Origin of the sequence: Janthinobacterium sp. LM6 (genome assembly GCF_002002885.1) — a bacterium.
Lineage (GTDB): Bacteria > Pseudomonadota > Gammaproteobacteria > Burkholderiales > Burkholderiaceae_D > Janthinobacterium > Janthinobacterium kumbetense.
On record NZ_CP019510.1, the window covers coordinates 2885045 to 2902559 of the forward strand.

Here is a 17515-nt window from a genome sequence, read left to right on the forward strand (position 1 = left end):
GTCTTGCGATGGATGAACTATAGCAATTCCAAAATTGATGCGGAAGCCGTTAAAATGGATAACATTAACCCATTCATGGAACAATTAAAGCTATGGACATCGATCCCGGAGATTTGCTGCTGTTCGCCCGCGTCGTCGAATGCGGCAGTTTCTCGCGCGCCGCCGTGCGCGTGGACTTGCCCAAGTCGACCCTGTCGCGCCGCATCTCGCTGCTGGAAGCGAAATTGGGCGAACGGCTGCTGCTGCGCACCACGCGCAAGCTGGCGCTGACGGAATTCGGCGCCAGCCTGCTCGAGCATGCGCGCAAGGTGGTGGAAGAAACGGAAGCGGCCGGCGCCCTGGCCCAGCACCGCCAGGCGGGGCCCAGCGGCTTGCTGCGCATTTCCATGCCGGCCGATTTCGGCGACACCCTGATGCGCCAGGTCCTGGCCGAGTTCGTGCGCCGCTATCCGGCCATTTCGCTGGAACTGGACTTGTCGGCGCGCCGCGTGGATTTACTGGAAGAGAACTTCGACCTGGCCATCCGCATGGGCAACTTGCCCGACGATGCCAGCCTGGCCGCGCGCCGCGTGGCCTTCAGCACCCTGGCCCTGTATGCCTCGCCGCAATACACGAGCGTGCATGGCTTGCCCGAGCATCCCGACGATCTGTATGGCCACGATTTATTGAGCTTGCCACGCGCCGTGCATGGCCTCGTGCACTGGACTTTGATCCGCGGCAAGACAACGTGGGAACGGGACTTGCCCGTGCGCCTGCTGGCCAATTCGCCGGAATTGCTGGTGCGCATGGCCTGCACGGGCGTGGGCATCGCGGCCAGCACGGACCGCTTCGCCAAGGCGTATGTGGCGACGGGGGAACTGGTGCGCGTGTTGCCGGAGTGGAGTTTTCCGCTGGTCACGGGCTGGGCCGTGTTTCCCGGCCGGCGGCTGATGCCGGCCAAGACGCGGGCGTTTCTGGACTTGATGGAGGAAATGTACCGCACGGACGCGCCCGTGTAGGCGCGCATCCTGTTGGCTTAGCTGGGCACGTTGCCCATGACTTCGCCCAGCTGCACGGGGCCGGCCGGTTGCCAGTTGGCATTGAATTGCACGGTGTCTTTCGGGAACAGCATCACGACGGTGGAGCCCAGCAGGAAGCGGCCCAGCTCTTCGCCCTGTTTCAGCACCACATTGTCGTTGGCATAGCTCCAGTCGCGGATCTCGCCCGTGCGGGGCGGGTTGACGACGCCGTGCCAGACGGTGGCCATGCTGCCGACGATGGTGGCGCCCACCAGGGTCATGACGAAGGGACCGTTGGCCGTGTCGAACACGCAGACGACGCGCTCGTTGCGGGCGAACAGGCCGGGAATGCCGCGCGCCGTCGTCGGGTTGACGGAAAACAGTTCACCGGGAACATAAATCATGCGCGTCAAGCGGCCATCGCACGGCATGTGGATGCGGTGGTAGTCGCGCGGGCTCAGGTACAGATTGGCGAAGCTGCCGTGTTCGAACTGGGCCGCCAGGGCCGCATCGCCGCCGACCAGGGCCGTCGTGCTGAAATGGTGGCCCTTGGCCTGGAAGATCTGGTCCTTGTCGATCGTGCCGAACTGGCTGATGCGGCCATCGACGGGGCAGACGTAGTCCGCTTGCGCCAGCGGACGCGCGTCCGGGCGCAGCGCGCGCGTGAAAAAGTCGTTGAAGCTCGCGTAGTGCGTGATGTCCGGGTCCAGCGCCTCATCCATGTTGACGTTGTAGCGGCCGACGAACCAGCGGATCAGGCGCGTCGTCATGGCGCCGCCCTTGGCGCCGGCGATCCGGCCGGCAAAATTGGTCAACGCTCCCTTGGGCAGCAGATATTGAGGCAAAACGGCAAGACGGTCAGACACGATGGGAAGCCTTTGACGGGGTGATGGGAACAATGATGAAAACGCATTATAGCGGCGATGTGGCGCGCAATGATATGTACCGTATGTAAGGGGGCGTAGCGTAGCCGGCCGCCGAATTTAATTTGCCATAGGAAATATTTTCAGGAAACTGTGCCACGCGGAAAAAATTACAGCACAATACAGCGGCCTGTTTTTTAGCTTTTAGCCATTTTTATTCAGCCAACTTTTTTAGCCAGGTCATGATGCCACGCCGTTGCCTTCGCCTTACCGTCCTTTGTTCCGCTGTTTTACTTGCCTGGAATGTCCAGGCCCAGCAATCCGAAACGCCAGCCGCGGATGCCGCCGCTGCGCCGCTGAAGGCCGAGAAGGCCGAGAAATTCACCGCTCCCGCCATGCAGACCGTCGAAGTGAAGGGCAGCGGCTACGATCCGCGCCGCGACGATACGGCCAGCAAGATGGTCGTGAGCAGCGAAGAAATCCTCAAGTATGGCGACAGCAATGTCACCGACGTGCTCAAGCGCCTGCCCGGCATTACCGTGTCCGGCGCGGCCGGGCGCACGGGCGGCGAAATCCGCATGCGCGGGCTGGGCAGCGGCTACACGCAGATATTGCTCAATGGCGAGCGGGCGCCGGCCGGTTTTTCGCTCGACACCCTGTCGCCCGACGTCATCGAGCGCATCGAGATTTTGCACGCGGCCAGCGCCGAATACAGCACGCAGTCGATTGCCGGCACCATCAACGTGGTGCTGAAAAAGGCCGTCAAAACGGCGCAGCGCGAACTCAAGCTGGGCGTGCAGGGCAGCGACGTGAGTTTTTCGCCCAGCGTGAACCTGCAACTGTCCGACCGCGACGGCAATTTCTCGTATTCGCTGGCCGCTTCGCTGTTCCGCTACGATTATCATTACGATAATCCCGGAGTGGAACTGGGCTACGCGCCCGATGGCCGGCAAAACCTGCTGCGCCGCACGAATGGCACGGGCGATGGCCGTCCGGAAGGCATCAATCTGTCGCCGCGCCTGAACTGGGTGCTGGCCAACGGCGATAACGTGACGGCGCAATTCTTTTTCAATGGCGGGCGCTCGAACCACCGCAATTTCAGCCGCGCGGAAACAGAATTGGGCTTGCGCCCCGATTACGACACGAATACGGGCAGTTCCAGCAACCACAACGCCTTTGGCCGCAGCGACCTGACGTGGATGCACAAGCTGGCCGGCGGCGCCAAACTGGAACTGAAGATCGGCGCCTCGGCCGCCCGCAATACGTCCGACAGCCTGCAGCAGGGCTTTATCGACGGCAGCGGCCTGGCGCTCGAGCGCAAGGTGGGCGTGAAGGCGACGGAAAACGGCGTCAGTTCCACCGGCAAGTATTCCGCGCCCTTGCTGCCCGGCCATGCCCTGTCGATGGGCTGGGATGGCGCCTACACGGAGCGCGAGGAAACGCGCCGCCAGCGCGAAGCGGCCCTGAGCGCCTTGGGCGTGCGTCCGCCCGTCGACAGCGACGAAGGTTTCGACGCCACCATCCAGCGCCTGGCTTTGTTCGTGCAGGATGACTGGGAAATCACGCCGCGCTGGTCGATGTATGCGGGCGTACGCTGGGAAGGTATCGATACGCGCAGCGCGGGCGATACCTATGACGAAGTGAATCAGCGCACCAGCGTGTGGAGCCCGCTGCTGCAAACCCTGTGGAAGTTGCCAGATACCAAGGGCGACCAGGTGCGTCTGGCCCTGACGCGCACCTACAAGGCGCAACCCACATCGAGCCTGATTCCGCGCCGCAATACCTCGACCAACAACAGCCAGACCGACCCCGACCGCGAAGGCAATCCCTACCTGAAACCGGAGCTGGCGCTGGGCATCGACGCTTCCTACGAACATTACTGGGCCGAAGGCGCCTTGCTCAGCGCGCGCGCCTCGGCCCGCCGTATCGACGGCTATACGCGCCAGGGCTTGCTATTTATCAATGACCGCTGGGTCTCCACGCCCGTCAACGATGGTCGCGCGAATACGCAGACACTGGAACTGGAAGCGAAGTTCCCGCTGCGCGCCGTGCTGGCCGCGCCCGTGCCGGCCATCGACCTGCGCGCCAGCGTCAGCCGCAACTGGTCGCAGGTGGAGCAGGTGCCGGGGCCAAACAACCGGCTCGACCAGCAAACGCCCGTCAGCGGCAACTTTGGTCTCGACTACAAGACGCCCGATGGCATGCTTACCACGGGCGGCAGCTTCAATTTCCGCAATGGCGGCCCCGTGCGCATCACCGAGCGCCAGAGCGCCTACACGTCGCCGCGGCGCGACCTCGACATTTATGCGCTGTGGAAATTCGATGCGAAGAACCAGCTGCGCCTGGCCGTGTCCAACTTGCTGGCGCAAGACTTCGAAAGCACCACCACGTATGCGGACGCCAGCGGCACCATCGTGCGCAACAGCATTTCACCGAGCTCGCCGCAGGCGCGCGCAACCCTGGAAATGAAGTTCTGATCGTGACGTTCTCGTACTGAAAACCCCGGCCGGCATCCCCGCTGGCCTATAATCTCGGCAATCGCGCGCACGGCCTGTCCGTGCGCGCCGCCTTTTCCTTTGCCAAGATTGCTTTTCCCATGACGTTTTCCTCCCTCGGCCTGATCGATCCCCTGGTCCGCAAACTTGACGAGCTCGGCTATGCCAAGCCCACGCCCGTGCAGGCGCAAGCGATTCCTGCCGTGCTGGCCGGACGCGACCTGATGGCCGCCGCCCAGACGGGCACGGGCAAGACGGCCGGCTTTGCCGTGCCGCTGCTGCAGCGCCTGACCCTGGAAGGCGTGGTGGCGCCCCAGTGCGTGCGCGTGCTGGTGCTGGTGCCCACGCGCGAGCTGGCCGAGCAAGTCTATGCCAGTTTCCGCAGCTATGGCGGCAACTTGCCGCTGCGCAGCTTCGTCGCCTACGGCGGCGTGCCCATCGAGCCGCAGATCAGCAAGTTGCGCAAGGGCCTCGACGTGCTGGTGGCCACGCCGGGCCGCTTGCTCGACTTGCAGACGCAGGGCGCCGTCAAGTTCGAGCAGGTGCAAACCCTGGTGCTGGACGAGGCGGACCGCATGCTGGACCTCGGTTTCGAGCGCGAGCTCGATATCTTGCTGATGACCATGCCCAAGCAGCGCCAGACCCTGCTGTTCTCGGCCACCTTCTCGGACGCCATCCGCGCCATGGCGAAAACCATGCTGAAAGACCCGATTTCGGTGGAAGTCAGCGCGCGCAACAGCACGGTCAAGGCCGTGAAACAGTCGGTGATCGTGTGCGACAAGAAACGCAAGCCGGAACTGTTCCTGCACTTGCTGAAGAAAAAGCGCTGGGGCCAGGTATTGGTCTTCGTCAAGACGCGCAAGGGTGTCGAGCTGCTGGTGAACACCTTGCTGGAGCAGGGCGTGCGCGCCGATTCGATTCACGGCGACAAGACGCAGCCGAACCGCCTGCGCGCGCTGGCCCGCTTCAAATCTGCCGAGGTGCAAGTGCTGGTGGCCACCGACGTGGCTGCCCGCGGCCTCGATATCGATCAATTGCCCGTCGTCGTCAATTTCGACTTGCCCACCGTGGCGGAAGATTATATTCACCGCATCGGCCGCACGGGCCGCGCGGGCGCCTCGGGCGAAGCGATTTCCCTCGTCTGCGCGGATGAAGTCGAATTGCTGTCGGCTGTGGAAGCGCTGACCCGGCAAACCCTGAAACGCAACGAGGAGCCCGGTTTCGAGGCGGAACACCGCGTGCCGGGCACGTCCGCCGGCGGCACCATCCAGAAAAAGGCAGTGAAAGTGCTGGCGCCGAAGGCGGCGGAGCGGGCGAAAAAGCGCCGTTTTTATAAGTAAAGGACGCACAAGGCGCGCAGCACGGATATCGCATTCGTGCCATCATGCGCCATGACCTCGATACCTTTGTTCCCGCTCAATACGGTGCTGTATCCCGATGGCTATCTGCCCCTGCAGATCTTCGAGGTACGCTACCTGGACATGATACGTCAGTGCATCATGGGCGAGCAGCCGTTCGGCGTGGTGCAGCTGCTGGACGGCGCGGAAGTGCGCAAGCCGGGCCAGCAGGAAACCCTGGCGCCCGTGGGCACCCTGGCGCGCATCGTCGACTGGGCGGCGCCCTTGTCGGGTTTGCTGCAAATCAAATGCATGGGCATGCAGCGCTTTCACATCGTGTCCAGCGAGCAGCTGAAGCACGGCTTGTGGGTGGCGCGGATCGAAACTTTGGCACCCGACAAGACCATCCCCATCCCGCAAGAGCAGCAGAACGTGGCCGACGCGCTCGGCGCGCTGATCCGCACCTTGCAGGAGCAAAAGATCCCGCCTGACCAAATGCCCCTGCAGCCGCCATACCGGCTCGACGAGTGCGGCTGGGTGGCGAACCGCTGGTGCGAGCTGCTGTCGCTGAACGCCATGCAGAAGCAGCTTTTGCTGAGCCAGGACAATCCCGTGCTGCGGCTGGAACTGGTGCAGGATATGCTGACGGAAAATGGTTTACTCGAAGAGTGACGCCTATCAAAACCTACTGCGCGTCGCGAGTCGCGGCCTCCGATGCTCACTGGCTCGGCGCCCCCGTACATTCGCACAGCTCCGCTTCTCAGCCACAACTCACATCCGCTCGCTACGGTTTTGTTAGGTGTCCTAAACACCGCATCCCGCATGTTTTCTCATGCTTCCGTTGTGCAATTGCAATTTCTATTGAGAAATACTTTACGCTTTGCCGCTGCTGGCATAAGATAATGCCCCTGGGCAAGATTGCCCTGAGCAACATTCAAGAGCACACGACATGGCAAAAGTAAGCGCGGAACAGATCAATGCGGCAATGGAAGCGATGGCGGGCGAAGGCCAGGCCATCACGGTGCGCGCCTTGCGCGAACGGCTGGGCAACGGCGCCTGCCTGGGCACCATCAGCAAGCTCTTGCAGCGGCGCAAGGCGGGTGCGCAGCGCCAGATCGCTGCCGCCGCCGAACTGTCGCCCGTGCTGCAGCAAGCCATCCTCGATTATGTAGGACAGGAATTAAGCGCCAGCCACAGCGCGCATGAAGCCGAGATGAACGACAATCAACAGGAATTGATGGACCTGGCCAGCGAGAACGAGCGCCAGCAAGAGTTGCTCGACTTGCAGGCCGGCGAGCTGGAAACCTTGCGCGAGGAGCTGGAACGCGAGCGGCAAGTGGCGAACCAGGCTAGAACGGACCTGGCCAAGGCGCAGCTGCGCCTGGAAGGCTTACCGCGCCTGGAAGAGGCGGCCGAGCAGGCGCGCATGGACCTTGCCAAGGCGCAATTCAAGCTTGAAGGCATCCCGCGCCTGGAAGAGGCTGCCGAAGCGGCACGCGCGGAACTGATCCAGGCCCAGCTGAAGCTGGAAAGCCTGACGCGCGTGGAGACGGAACTGGCGGCGGCGCGCCTGGAACTGGAAGCGGAGCGCGAAGAGCTGGGCGAAACGCGCGCCGAGCTCGATGAAGAGCGCACCTTGCGCATCAAGGCGCAGCAGTTCATCGTCGATCCGATATTCAAGACGCCCGTTTGAATACACCTGACCAAACCTGCTGCGCGTCGGTATAGGTAGCCTGCGATGCTCACCGTGCTTCAGCACGGTTGCGCTTCTTAGCCACCTCTACCTTCCGCTCGCGACGGTGTTGTCAGGCGTCGATGCGTCGGGGGAATATGTCATGCGGGCCTTGCTGGCTTAAAATGGCGAACTGTCGCGCCATGTCGTGCGACGCCCTGATCGCAAAGAAGGTTTATGCCCGTAGAAAAGAAAGTGCCGCTTCCGCTTGCGGCCACGCCCATATCGCCGCGCGCGCTGCCGCCCCGGCCGCCAGCACAATTCAGTTCGCCCGAAGCGGCCCTCGCACGCAAGCAGGCACGCGAGGGCAAGGATGCGCAGGTGCGCGGCGTCACCTCCATCGACGCCATGCGCGGGGCCATCAAGCAGGCGGCGCGCGACTTGCCCAGCATCACCGAGGTGCCGCGCCTGGCCATGCTGGACGCCGCCGCCTTCCGCGCGCGGGCCGCGCTGGGCTTGCCTTTCCTGATGCGCGGGCTGGTGCAGCGCTGGCCCCTGTCGGCCATGGGACCTGAAGTCTTGCGCGAACAGTACAGTCACGTGCCCGTGCGGGCACGCGTGGGCGATTACATCAACACGGCCTTTGCGGCCGACCGTGCCATGCAGGATATGTCGATGGGGCAATACCTGGACCTGGTGGCAGAGGGCAGGCACGCGTTGCCGCCTTACCTGGGCAACCTGGAATTGCGCGAACTGAACCGTTTGTGCCACTGGCCCGCGTATTTCGACAAGATGGGCCCGCCGCGCTTCTGGGTGGGGCCGGCCGGCACGGTCACGCCCCTGCATTGCGATTACGACGACAATATCTTCGCCCAGGTGTGGGGCCGCAAGCGTATCTTCCTGTCGCCGCCGCACCACGACGAATTCCTGTACCCCAGCGAAGCGAACGCCATCCTGTTCGGCTCGCCCTTCGACCCGGAAGCGCCCGACTTCGAGCGTTTTCCCCTGGCGCGCCAGGCGACCATGATCGAATGCCTCGTCGAGCCGGGCGACATGCTGTACGTGCCCGCGGGCTGGTACCACCAGGTGCGCGCGCTGACGTTTTCGCTGTCGTCGAACCGCTGGGCCAGGGCCGTGCCGCTGGCCCTGCATGGGGAGATGGCGCTGCGGCGTACCGAGGCGTAATCGGATGGACCGATGGCCTTGCCATCGGCGCGCAGACCATGCGGGGGAATTGTCGTCCAGCTTGTTATCATGTCTTCTTCATCCGCAACCTCATCTGCATGGAGAGCAATGATCACATCGAGCTTGAATAATCGTTATCTGGGCGCCATGCTGGCGCTGGCCTGCGGCGATGCCGTCGGCACGGCCGTGGAATTTGCCCCGCGCGGCAGTTTCGCGCCCGTGACGGACATGACTGGCGGCGGCCCGTTCGGCCTGCAGCCGGGACAGTGGACGGACGATACTTCGATGGCGCTGTGCCTGGCCGAGAGCCTGGTATTGAAAGGGGTGTTCGATCCGGCGGACCAGATGGTGCGGTATCTGAACTGGTGGCAATGGGGCTACCTGAGCTCCACCGGCACCTGCTTCGATATCGGTGGCACGGTCAGGGGCGCGCTGGCCAGTTTCCAGGAAACAGACAATCCCTACAGTGGTTCCACCGCGCCGATGACAGCAGGCAATGGCTCGCTCATGCGCCTGGCTCCCGTCGTGCTGTTTGCCTATCCGGATGTGGTGGCGGTCGTCGCTTACGCCGCCGATAGCTCGCGCACGACCCACGCGGCGCCGGAAGCCATCGAAAGCTGCCAGTTGTTCGCCGCCTTGCTGTGCAGCGCGCTGGCGGGTACGCCGAAAGAGGCGCTCATGGACAGTGTGGCTTACCGGCCTGTCGAACCCAAGCTGGTGGAGCTGGCCAGTGGCAACTTCATCGCCAAGACGGAAGGGCAGATACGCGGCACGGGCTATTGTGTTGAATCGCTGGAAGCGGCGCTCTGGTGCTTCTTCAATACCGACTCACTGGAAGAGGCTGTGTTGCGCGCCGTCAACCTGGGCGAGGATGCCGATACGACCGGCGCCATCGTCGGCCAGCTTGCCGGCGCCTATTATGGGGCCCAGGCAATCCCGGCGCGCTGGCTGGAAGTGCTGGCCATGCGCGGCGATATCGAAGAGCTGGCGGGCAAATTGTTCGAGCGGGCCCGGGGCTAGCGCAGGCTACAGCCTACCAGCAACAGCATCGGTCGTTCTCTTTCTTCGGCCAGGGACGGCTGCTGCGCGACTTGCTCATCGCCGGGACCCCATTCTTCCACATGTTCCAGCTCGAAACCGGCGTGTAGCAAGGCGTTCAAGGTCGTGCCCAGGGTGCGGTGCTGCTTGATCACACCCGGCGCCAGCCAGTCCGACACGCGCGGGCCTTGTTCCTGGTAACTGTCGACGGGCCAGCGCTTGCGGCCTTGCGCATCCGTCAGCCAGCCGGGCTGGCGCGGCGCCATGAAGATCGGATGCTCGATGGAAAACACCAGCTTGCCGCCCGGCTGTAAACCCTGGCGGATGGCGGCCAGCAAGGTGGCGAAGCCTTCGATGTAGTGGAATGCCAGCGAGCTGTAAATCAGATCATAGCTGGCCGGCGGCAAGGCCAGTTGTTCCAGATCAAGCCGCGCATAGCTGACGGCCGCATGCTCTCCCATGGCGCGCGCCTGCGCCAGCATCTTTTCCGACACGTCCACGCCCAGCACCCGCGCCGCGCCGGCCTCGGCAGCCCAGCGGCAGAACCAGCCATAGCCGCAGCCCAGGTCCAGCACGCTTTTTCCCTGCAGGTCGGGCAGCAGGGCGCGCAGGGCCGGCCATTCTGGTGCGCTGTCGAGTCCGCCGACGGAGCGCGGCAGCTGGCTGTAGGCCGTGAAGAAGGCGTCGTTATCGTAGATATTCTGCGTCATGTGTCGAGATCCTTGGCAGGATGGCGCTTGGCATGCCCGCTGCGTTGCGCCCGGTAAATGCCCGCGTGGCCGGAAAACAGATAGGCCACGACGCAGGCGATGGCGGCGTACACGCCGATCTCCGCGCCGAACAGCTCCATCGCCATCAGGGTCGAGGCAATCGGCGTGTTGGCCGCGCCCGCAAACACGGCGACGAAGCCGATGGCGGCCAGCAGGGTGACGGGCTGGTGCAGCAGAGGGCCCAGCGCATTGCCCAGGGTCGCGCCGATGAAGAACAATGGCGTCACTTCGCCGCCCTTGAAGCCCGTGCCCAGCGACACGATGGTCAACGCTATCTTGCCGAGGAAATCCCAGGCGGGCAGCGGCTGCTTGAGCGCATCGACGATGGTGGGAATGCCCAGGCCGATATATTTGTCGGTGCCCAGCAGCCACACGGCAAGCGCGACGACGAGGCCGCCTATCAGCGGGCGCAGCGGGGCGTAGGCAATCTTGCGTTTCATCAAGGCACTCAAGCCGTGCGTGGCTTGCGCAAACACGTTGCCGGTCACGCCGAACAGCACGCCCGCGATCACTATCGCGGACAAGGTCCAGGCGGAGATGGCGGGGATCAAAGGCACGGCGTAATGCGTGTGAGCAATGTGCAAAAGCGGACCCCACAGCAGGACCACCTGGTCGGCGATGACGGCGGCCAGCAGGCAGGGCAGCATGGCTTCGTAGCGCAGGCGGCCGATGGCCAGCACTTCCAGGCCGAAGAGGGCGCCCGCCAGCGGCGTGCCGAAGACGGAGGCAAAGCCGGCGCTGATGCCGGCCATCAGGATGATGCGGCGGTCTTCATTGTTCAAACGAAACATGCGGGTCAGCTGGTCAGCCAGCGCGCCGCCCATCTGCACGGCCGTGCCTTCGCGCCCGACCGAGGCGCCGAACAGATGTGAGACGACGGTGCCGCCCAGCACCAGCGGCGCCATGCGCAAGGGGATGATCTTCTTGGGATCGTGGATTTCATCGATGAGCAGGTTCGCGCCGCCTTCGACACTGCTGCCGTAGCGCAAATACAGCCAGCCGACGGCAAAGCCCGCCACGGGCAGCAGCCAGATCAGCCAGGCGTGCGCCAGGCGCGTGCGTGTCGCCCAGTCCAGCGCGAACAGGAAAGCGGCCGAGGCCGAGCCCGCCAGCGCGGCCACGACGCTCGCAAGCAGCAGCCATTTGAACAGATGCTTCAACAGATCGGTGAGGGCGCTAAGACGCTGCATCGGGCATCCAGTCAAGGTTGATGGGTGGAACGTTCTTACAATCCCAGTTCCGTCACCAGCGTCTGGCCGATGGCCCGCTGTTCGGCCAGGATGGCGCGCAAGTGGTTGGGGCGCGTCTTGACATTCGTCATGATCACGCGCAGCACATTGGTCGGGCCGGGGTAGCGCGTCGATTCGAGTACCGTGCGCGACACAAAGCTGTGGCCCTGCGCCTTTTGCCGGTTTTGCAGCTTGGCGTTCAAGGTGTTCAGTTGCTTGTTCAGCTCTGTCGCTGCCTCCACCTGGCCGCCGGCCAGCAAGCTTTCCATGCGCTGGCGCAAGTGCGCGGGCACGTAGCGGTAGGTCAGGATGAAGGTGTCCGAGCGCGTGACGAGTTCGAAATCCTGCTGGTCGGCCAATAAATCCTGCAACTGGCCGGACAAGGTGGCCGCCTGCTGCAGCAAGGTCGTGTAGCCGGACACACCGAGCACCTTGAACGAGGTCCACAGTTTCAAGGCATCGAAGCGGCGCGAGCCTTCCAGCGAAGTCTGGCCCAGGTCGCCCGAGTTGTCGCGCAAGATGTAGTTGGCGTTGTGTTTCAATAAGTTCAGGCTGGCGCTGTCCTTGAACAGCACCATGCTTTGCGCCATCGGCACCCACAGCAACTTGTGCCCGTCGATGACGACGGAGTCGGCCAGGGCGATGCCGTCGTACAGCGGGCGGTACTGCTCCGCGATCAAGAGGGCGCCGCCCCAGGCCGCATCCACATGGAACCAGATGCTTTCCCGCGCGGCAATCGCTGCCATGGCGGCCAGCGGGTCGATGGCGCCCGTTTCCGTCGTGCCGGCGATGCCGATCATGGCGACGACCTTGATATTGCGCAATTTCAAGTCGGCAATCGTTGCTTCCAGCGCCTGGACGTCGATGCGGTTGTCGCGGTCGACGGCGACCAGGTGCAAGGCGTTTTCACCGAGGCCCAGGGTGGCCAGCGCCTTCTTGACGGAATAGTGGCTGCGGGCCGAGCCGATCACGGCCAGCCCCGCCCAGCCGGATTCTTGCATGGCGGCAAACAGGCCCCGCTTGCGCGTGCCGGGCAATTGCTGTTCCAGCGCCACGGCCAGGGCCGTCAAATTGCCCATGGTGCCGCCATTGACGACATTGCCCAGCGCGCCGCTGGTGGCGGCCATGGCTTGCGTATAGACATGTTCTGGCTGCTGGTAGACCTGGCGGTGCAGCCAACCGAGGATCTGCTTTTCGATCAGGGTCGACACATACGCCGTCTCGATCTTGACCTGGTTCTGGTTCAGGGTGGCCGTAAACGCTTCGGCCAGCACGCTGATCCAGGGCAGGGCCTGGGTCATGTGGCCGATGTATTGCGGGTGGTTCAGCTGGGCCGTATTGGCCAGCACGGTGGTGTCGAGTTCTTGCAGGAAATCCGCCACGGGCATGCCGTGCGCGGGCAGGCTGGTGCCGGACAGCTGCGTCAGCAGCTCCGCATACGGCGTGTGCGGATAGGCCGCGTCGCGCTCGGCGGCCAGCCAGCCGCCCAGCATGCCCAGCGCCTGGCGCAGGGGCGCGGGCGCCTGCTGCAATGCATCGATGGAAAAATGCTGCTGCAGCAGCTGTTCGACAGGGGTATCGGTCATGGCGCGTTGTTTTCTCTACGGATTGCTGGTGCCACGGTGACAAACGAATTGCGCCCAGGCGGAAGCGGGATTTTACCCGACTCCGCCTGAGCGCATCAGTTTGCTATATCAGTTTGCTATTGCTGCTGATCAGAAGTAGTTCAGGCCCAGCGCCGACTTGACTTCATCGGCCGTGCGGGCCGCCACTTCGCGTGCCTTGAAGGTGCCTTCTTTCAGCATCTGGATGACTTGCCCCTTGTCCTTGGCGAACTCTTCGCGGCGGGCACGGATCGGCGCCAGCATTTCCTGCAAGACCAGGTCCAGGCGCTTCTTGACGATGCTGTCGCCCAAGCCGCCGCGCACGTAATGGGCTTTCATTTCGGCCAGCGCCGCTTTTTCCGGGTCAAACGCATCCAGGTACGTAAACGCGATGTTGCCTTCCAGGTGGCCCGGATCTTCCACGCGCAGGTGCAGCGGGTCGGTATAGACTTTTTTCACGGCGGCCGTGATTTCGGCCGGGGTCGCGCCCAGGTTGATGGTGTTGCCCAGCGACTTGCTCATCTTCGCCTTGCCGTCGATGCCGGGCAGGCGGCCGATGTCCGGCACCAGCGCCTTGCATTCCATCAGCACTTCGCGGTTGTACATGCGGTTGAAGCGGCGCACGATTTCATTCGTTTGCTCGATCATCGGGATTTGGTCTTCGCCCACGGGCACCACGCCCGCCTTGAAGGCCGTGATGTCGGCCGCCTGGCTGGCCGGGTAGGTCAAAAAGCCGGCCGGGATGTCGCGTTCGAAACCGCGCAGGCGGATTTCTTCCTTGACGGTGGGGTTGCGCTCGAGGCGCGCCACGGTGACGATGTTCAGGTAGTAAAAGGTCAGTTCGGCCAGTTCCGGAATCTGCGACTGGATGAACACGGTGGTTTTCGTCGGGTCGATGCCGACCGCCAGGTAGTCGAGCGCCACTTCGACGACATTGCGGTGCACCTTGTCGATGTCGTCCATATTGTCCGTCAGCGCTTGCGCGTCGGCCAGCATGATGAATTGCTTGTAGCTGTTCTGGTAGGCGACGCGGTCGCGCAGGCTGCCCACATAGTGGCCCAGGTGCAAGGGGCCGGTCGGGCGGTCGCCCGTCAGGATCACGGATTGCGAAGCGATGGCGGCGGCGGATAGCGGCGCGGCGTCGTTCTGGTCCTGGGTGTCGGGGGTATCGGGCGTATTAGGCAAGCTCATCAAGTTTCCTTTTGAGCCGCCTGCATCGGGGATGATCCAGGCTGAGCCTGTTACGCCACCGATCGAGGCGGCGTGGATCAAATTCACATCACTATGCAGTGGCCGCGCGAAAGTGAGCGGGACCACCAATTCAAGCAGGCGTGTTGTGAAGGGATAAATTTCATGGCGTTATGGTTGCAGTTCGGGCGCGTTCTGTCAAGTTTGCGCCCGGATTTATCTGCTGCGCCGCGTCAGAGGCTTGCCTTATGCAAAACTTGCTTTCCGGGTACTATTGCCGTTCGGCCACTTTTGCGTGGCATGAATCATTGGAGAACAGTATGCGCGTGTCGTCCCCCGTCCGGCTCACCGGCCTGGCCCTGCTTGTCAGTACCTTATTCAGCGCTCCCTTGCTGGCACAAACCCCGCAAACCCCGCAAACGCCGCCCATGACGCCCGATATCGGCGCCAAGCTGGTCATGCCCGATATGAATGACTACGTCAAGCGCGTGGTGATGATCCCCATGCGCGACGGCGTCAAGCTGTACACGGTGATCGTCGTGCCGAAAGGCGCCCAGAAAGCGCCGATCATGCTCACGCGCACGCCCTATAACGCTGCCCGCCGCGCCCAGCGCGCTGCCAGCCCCAGCATGCTGGCCGCCCTGCCGCAGGGTGACGATACCCTGGTGGAAAACGGCTACATCCGCGTATTCCAGGACGTGCGCGGCAAGCATGGCTCGGAAGGCGATTACGTCATGACGCGCCCCGTGCGCGGCCCGCTGAACCATACCAAGGTCGATAACGTCACCGATGCGTGGGACACCATCGACTGGCTCGTGAAAAACGTGCCGGAAACGAATGGCAAGGTGGGCATGCTGGGTTCCTCGTACGAGGGCCATACGGTGCTGATGGCCCTGGTCGACCCGCATCCGGCGCTGAAGGTGGCCATTCCCATGAGCGCCATGGTCGACGGCTGGCGCGGCGACGACTGGTTCCACAACGGCGCCTTCCGCATGCCGAGCCTGTCCTACCTGGCGTGGCAGACGAGCGCGCGCGGCAGTAGCGAGGCGCCGGCGCTGGGCGTGTATGACGAATACGATGCCTATCTGCGCATCGGCTCGGCCGGTGATTACGCGAAGAAGTTCGGCATCGACAAGCTGACCTACACGAAAAAGCTGTTCGAGCACCCGGCCTACGACAGTTATTGGCAGGAACAGGCGCTCGACAAGATCCTCGCCAAGCGCCCGCTGATCGTGCCCACCATGCACGTGGTGGGGCAGTGGGACCAGGAAGACATCTATGGCCCGTACGCCACCTACACGGCGATGGAGGGGCGCGACAAGCGCAACAACCTGAACTACCTGGCCATCGGCCCGTGGCGCCATAGCGGCGTCAACTATGACGGCTCCAGCCTGGGCGCCCTGAAGTTTGACGGCGATACGGCGCGCCAGTTCCGCGAAAAAGTCATGCAGCCATTCCTGAATCAATACCTGAAGGATGGCGCGCCGGACGCGAACACGGCGCCCGTGGTGTCGTACCAGACCGGCACCAACCAGTGGCAGCGCCTGCAGCAGTGGCCGCTGGCCTGCGAGACGTGCGACACGAAACTGACGCCGATCTACCTGCAGGACGGTTCCAGGCTGGGGTTTGCGGTGCCGTCGGGCGCTGCGGATGCAGCTGAGGGCGCCTTCGATGAATACGTGGCCGATCCCGCCAAGCCCGTGCCTTTCGTGGCGCGTCCCGTGCGCCTCATGGACCCCGATGTGTGGAAGCCATGGCTGGTCAGCGACCAGCGCGGCTATGCCGACCGCACGGACGTGCTCAGCTATGTGTCCGAACCGTTGAAGACGGCCGTGCGCATCGCCGGCGCGCCGATGGTCAACCTGTTCGCCGCCACCAGCGGCACGGATGCCGACTGGGTCGTGAAACTGATCGACGTGTATCCGGACGAAGTGCCGTCGCAGCCGGCCATGGGCGGCTACCAGCTGGGCGTGGCGATGGATATCTTCCGCGGCCGCTACCGCGACAGCTTCGAGCACCCGACGCCGATACCGGCGGGCAAGGTGGAACGCTACCGCTTCGCCTTGCCGAACGCGAATCACGTCTTCCTGCCCGGCCACCGCATCGCCGTGCAAGTACAGTCGAGCTGGTTCCCCCTGTACGACCGCAACCCGCAAAACTACGTGCCGAACATCTTCCTGGCCGACCCGGGCCATTATAGAAAGGCGACGCAGCGCGTGTACCACGCGGCAGGGGCGGCCAGCGCGATCGAGTTGCCGATCGCGCCGCTGGACGCCCGCTAAGCGATTCGCATCAAGACCGCTCCCGCCGCGATCAGGCCGATGGCCAGGTAGCGGCGGGGGCTGATCTTTTCGCGCAGGAACAGGGCCGCGATGGCGATGGCGAACAGGATCGACGTTTCGCGCAGGGCCGCGATGGCGGCCACGGGCGCCTGCGTCATGGCCCACAGGGCCAGGCCATACGAGGCGAGGGTGCCGAAGCCGCCCAGGGCGGCCAGGCGCCATTGCGTTTGCGCATACGCAAGCAAGTCGGCCGGACGGAGCAAGGCCGTCCACAGCAGCAGTCCGGCGCCATTCAAGACAAAAATCCACATGGTGTAGGCGGCCGGCGCGCCGGACAGGCGCACGCCGATGCCGTCGATCAAGGTATAGCTGGCGATGACGCAGGCGTTGCCCAGCGCAAAGGCCGTGGCGCGCCCCGTGTTTGTCGCGGCGCCGGCCGCGGCGGGCAGGCGCGCGGCGAAATACAGGCCGAAGATGCCCGCGCTGATGCAGGCGACGGCGCCCATTTGCATGGACGACAGGCGCTCGCCGATCAGCGGCCAGCTGGCCAGCGCCACGAGCAATGGTGCGCTGCCGCGCATCAAGGGATAGGCATGGCTCATGTCGCCCGCCTTGTAGGCGGCCGCCAGCAGTGAATAATAGGCGAGCTGGGCCACGGCCGAAGCGGCCAGGTAGGGCCAGCTGGCGGGGGCGGGAGTATTGACGAAGGGCAAGACGGCCAGTGAAATCAGCGCCGCGCCGACGGAAACAAGTACCGTGCTGAGGAAGGTATCCTTGCCCGACTTGACGATGGCGTTCCAGCTGGCGTGCAGCAGGGCGGCAAACAGGACAACGGCGACGACCAGACCGGACAT

General features: G+C 63.8%; 14 protein-coding genes. 8 read left to right on the plus strand and 6 right to left on the minus strand.

The features are described from left to right. The first annotated feature begins 92 nt into the window (after positions 1-92). Complete coding sequence (locus BZG29_RS12925) at positions 93-998, plus strand: LysR family transcriptional regulator (RefSeq protein WP_077403254.1); 906 nt, start codon at positions 93-95, stop codon at positions 996-998. Positions 999-1015: 17 nt separating this feature from the next. On the opposite strand, the gene asd is transcribed toward BZG29_RS12925, so the two are convergent. Further along, complete coding sequence (gene asd, locus BZG29_RS12930) at positions 1016-1864, minus strand: archaetidylserine decarboxylase (protein WP_077403258.1); 849 nt, start codon at positions 1862-1864, stop codon at positions 1016-1018. Positions 1865-2256: 392 nt separating this feature from the next. Between asd and BZG29_RS12935 the strand changes: the two genes are divergently transcribed. From BZG29_RS12935 to BZG29_RS12960, 6 genes are all read left to right on the plus strand, one after another. Continuing rightward, positions 2257-4338, plus strand: coding sequence for a TonB-dependent siderophore receptor (locus BZG29_RS12935; protein ID WP_253192866.1), 2082 nt, complete (start codon positions 2257-2259; stop codon positions 4336-4338). A 119-nt stretch (positions 4339-4457) separates the two neighbouring features. Then, positions 4458-5696, plus strand: a complete 1239-nt coding sequence (locus BZG29_RS12940; RefSeq protein ID WP_077409085.1) for a DEAD/DEAH box helicase — start codon at positions 4458-4460, stop codon at positions 5694-5696. Positions 5697-5747: 51 nt separating this feature from the next. Further along, the gene (locus tag BZG29_RS12945) at positions 5748-6365 is read left to right on the plus strand and encodes an LON peptidase substrate-binding domain-containing protein (protein ID WP_077403265.1); all 618 of its coding nucleotides are present in this window, start codon (positions 5748-5750) and stop codon (positions 6363-6365) included. A 277-nt stretch (positions 6366-6642) separates the two neighbouring features. Continuing rightward, a complete protein-coding gene (locus BZG29_RS12950) occupies positions 6643-7386 on the plus strand; it encodes a DNA-binding protein (protein WP_046684938.1) in 744 nt (247 codons plus the stop codon). Between the two features lie 216 nt (positions 7387-7602). Then, complete coding sequence (locus BZG29_RS12955; protein ID WP_077403269.1) at positions 7603-8550, plus strand: cupin-like domain-containing protein; 948 nt, start codon at positions 7603-7605, stop codon at positions 8548-8550. A gap of 108 nt (positions 8551-8658) precedes the next feature. Then, on the plus strand, positions 8659-9570 hold the full coding sequence (locus BZG29_RS12960; protein WP_077403272.1) for an ADP-ribosylglycohydrolase family protein: 912 nt from the start codon (positions 8659-8661) through the stop codon (positions 9568-9570). Here the strand turns inward: BZG29_RS12960 and BZG29_RS12965 are convergent. The 4 genes from BZG29_RS12965 to trpS all read right to left on the minus strand — a co-directional run bounded on the left by BZG29_RS12965 (position 9567) and on the right by trpS (position 14382). After that, positions 9567-10298 (minus strand): class I SAM-dependent methyltransferase, encoded by a 732-nt coding sequence (locus tag BZG29_RS12965; protein ID WP_077403275.1) that lies wholly within the window; start codon positions 10296-10298, stop codon positions 9567-9569. The genes BZG29_RS12960 and BZG29_RS12965 overlap by 4 nt on opposite strands. Further along, positions 10295-11548, minus strand: coding sequence for a voltage-gated chloride channel family protein (locus BZG29_RS12970; RefSeq protein ID WP_077403278.1), 1254 nt, complete (start codon positions 11546-11548; stop codon positions 10295-10297). The genes BZG29_RS12965 and BZG29_RS12970 overlap by 4 nt, the downstream gene beginning before the upstream one ends. Before the next feature lie 35 nt (positions 11549-11583). After that, the gene (locus tag BZG29_RS12975) at positions 11584-13173 is read right to left on the minus strand and encodes a pyridoxal-dependent decarboxylase (RefSeq protein WP_077403281.1); all 1590 of its coding nucleotides are present in this window, start codon (positions 13171-13173) and stop codon (positions 11584-11586) included. A gap of 129 nt (positions 13174-13302) precedes the next feature. Then, positions 13303-14382, minus strand: coding sequence for a tryptophan--tRNA ligase (trpS, locus tag BZG29_RS12980; protein ID WP_253192867.1), 1080 nt, complete (start codon positions 14380-14382; stop codon positions 13303-13305). A gap of 317 nt (positions 14383-14699) precedes the next feature. On the opposite strand from trpS, the gene BZG29_RS12985 reads away from it, so the two are divergent. Next, positions 14700-16661 carry a CocE/NonD family hydrolase gene (locus BZG29_RS12985; RefSeq protein WP_077403284.1) on the plus strand — a complete coding sequence of 654 codons (1962 nt, stop codon included), beginning with the start codon at positions 14700-14702 and terminating at the stop codon, positions 16659-16661. On the opposite strand, the gene BZG29_RS12990 is transcribed toward BZG29_RS12985, so the two are convergent. Continuing rightward, complete coding sequence (locus BZG29_RS12990) at positions 16658-17515, minus strand: DMT family transporter (protein WP_077403287.1); 858 nt, start codon at positions 17513-17515, stop codon at positions 16658-16660. The two genes, BZG29_RS12985 and BZG29_RS12990, sit on opposite strands and share 4 nt — an antisense overlap.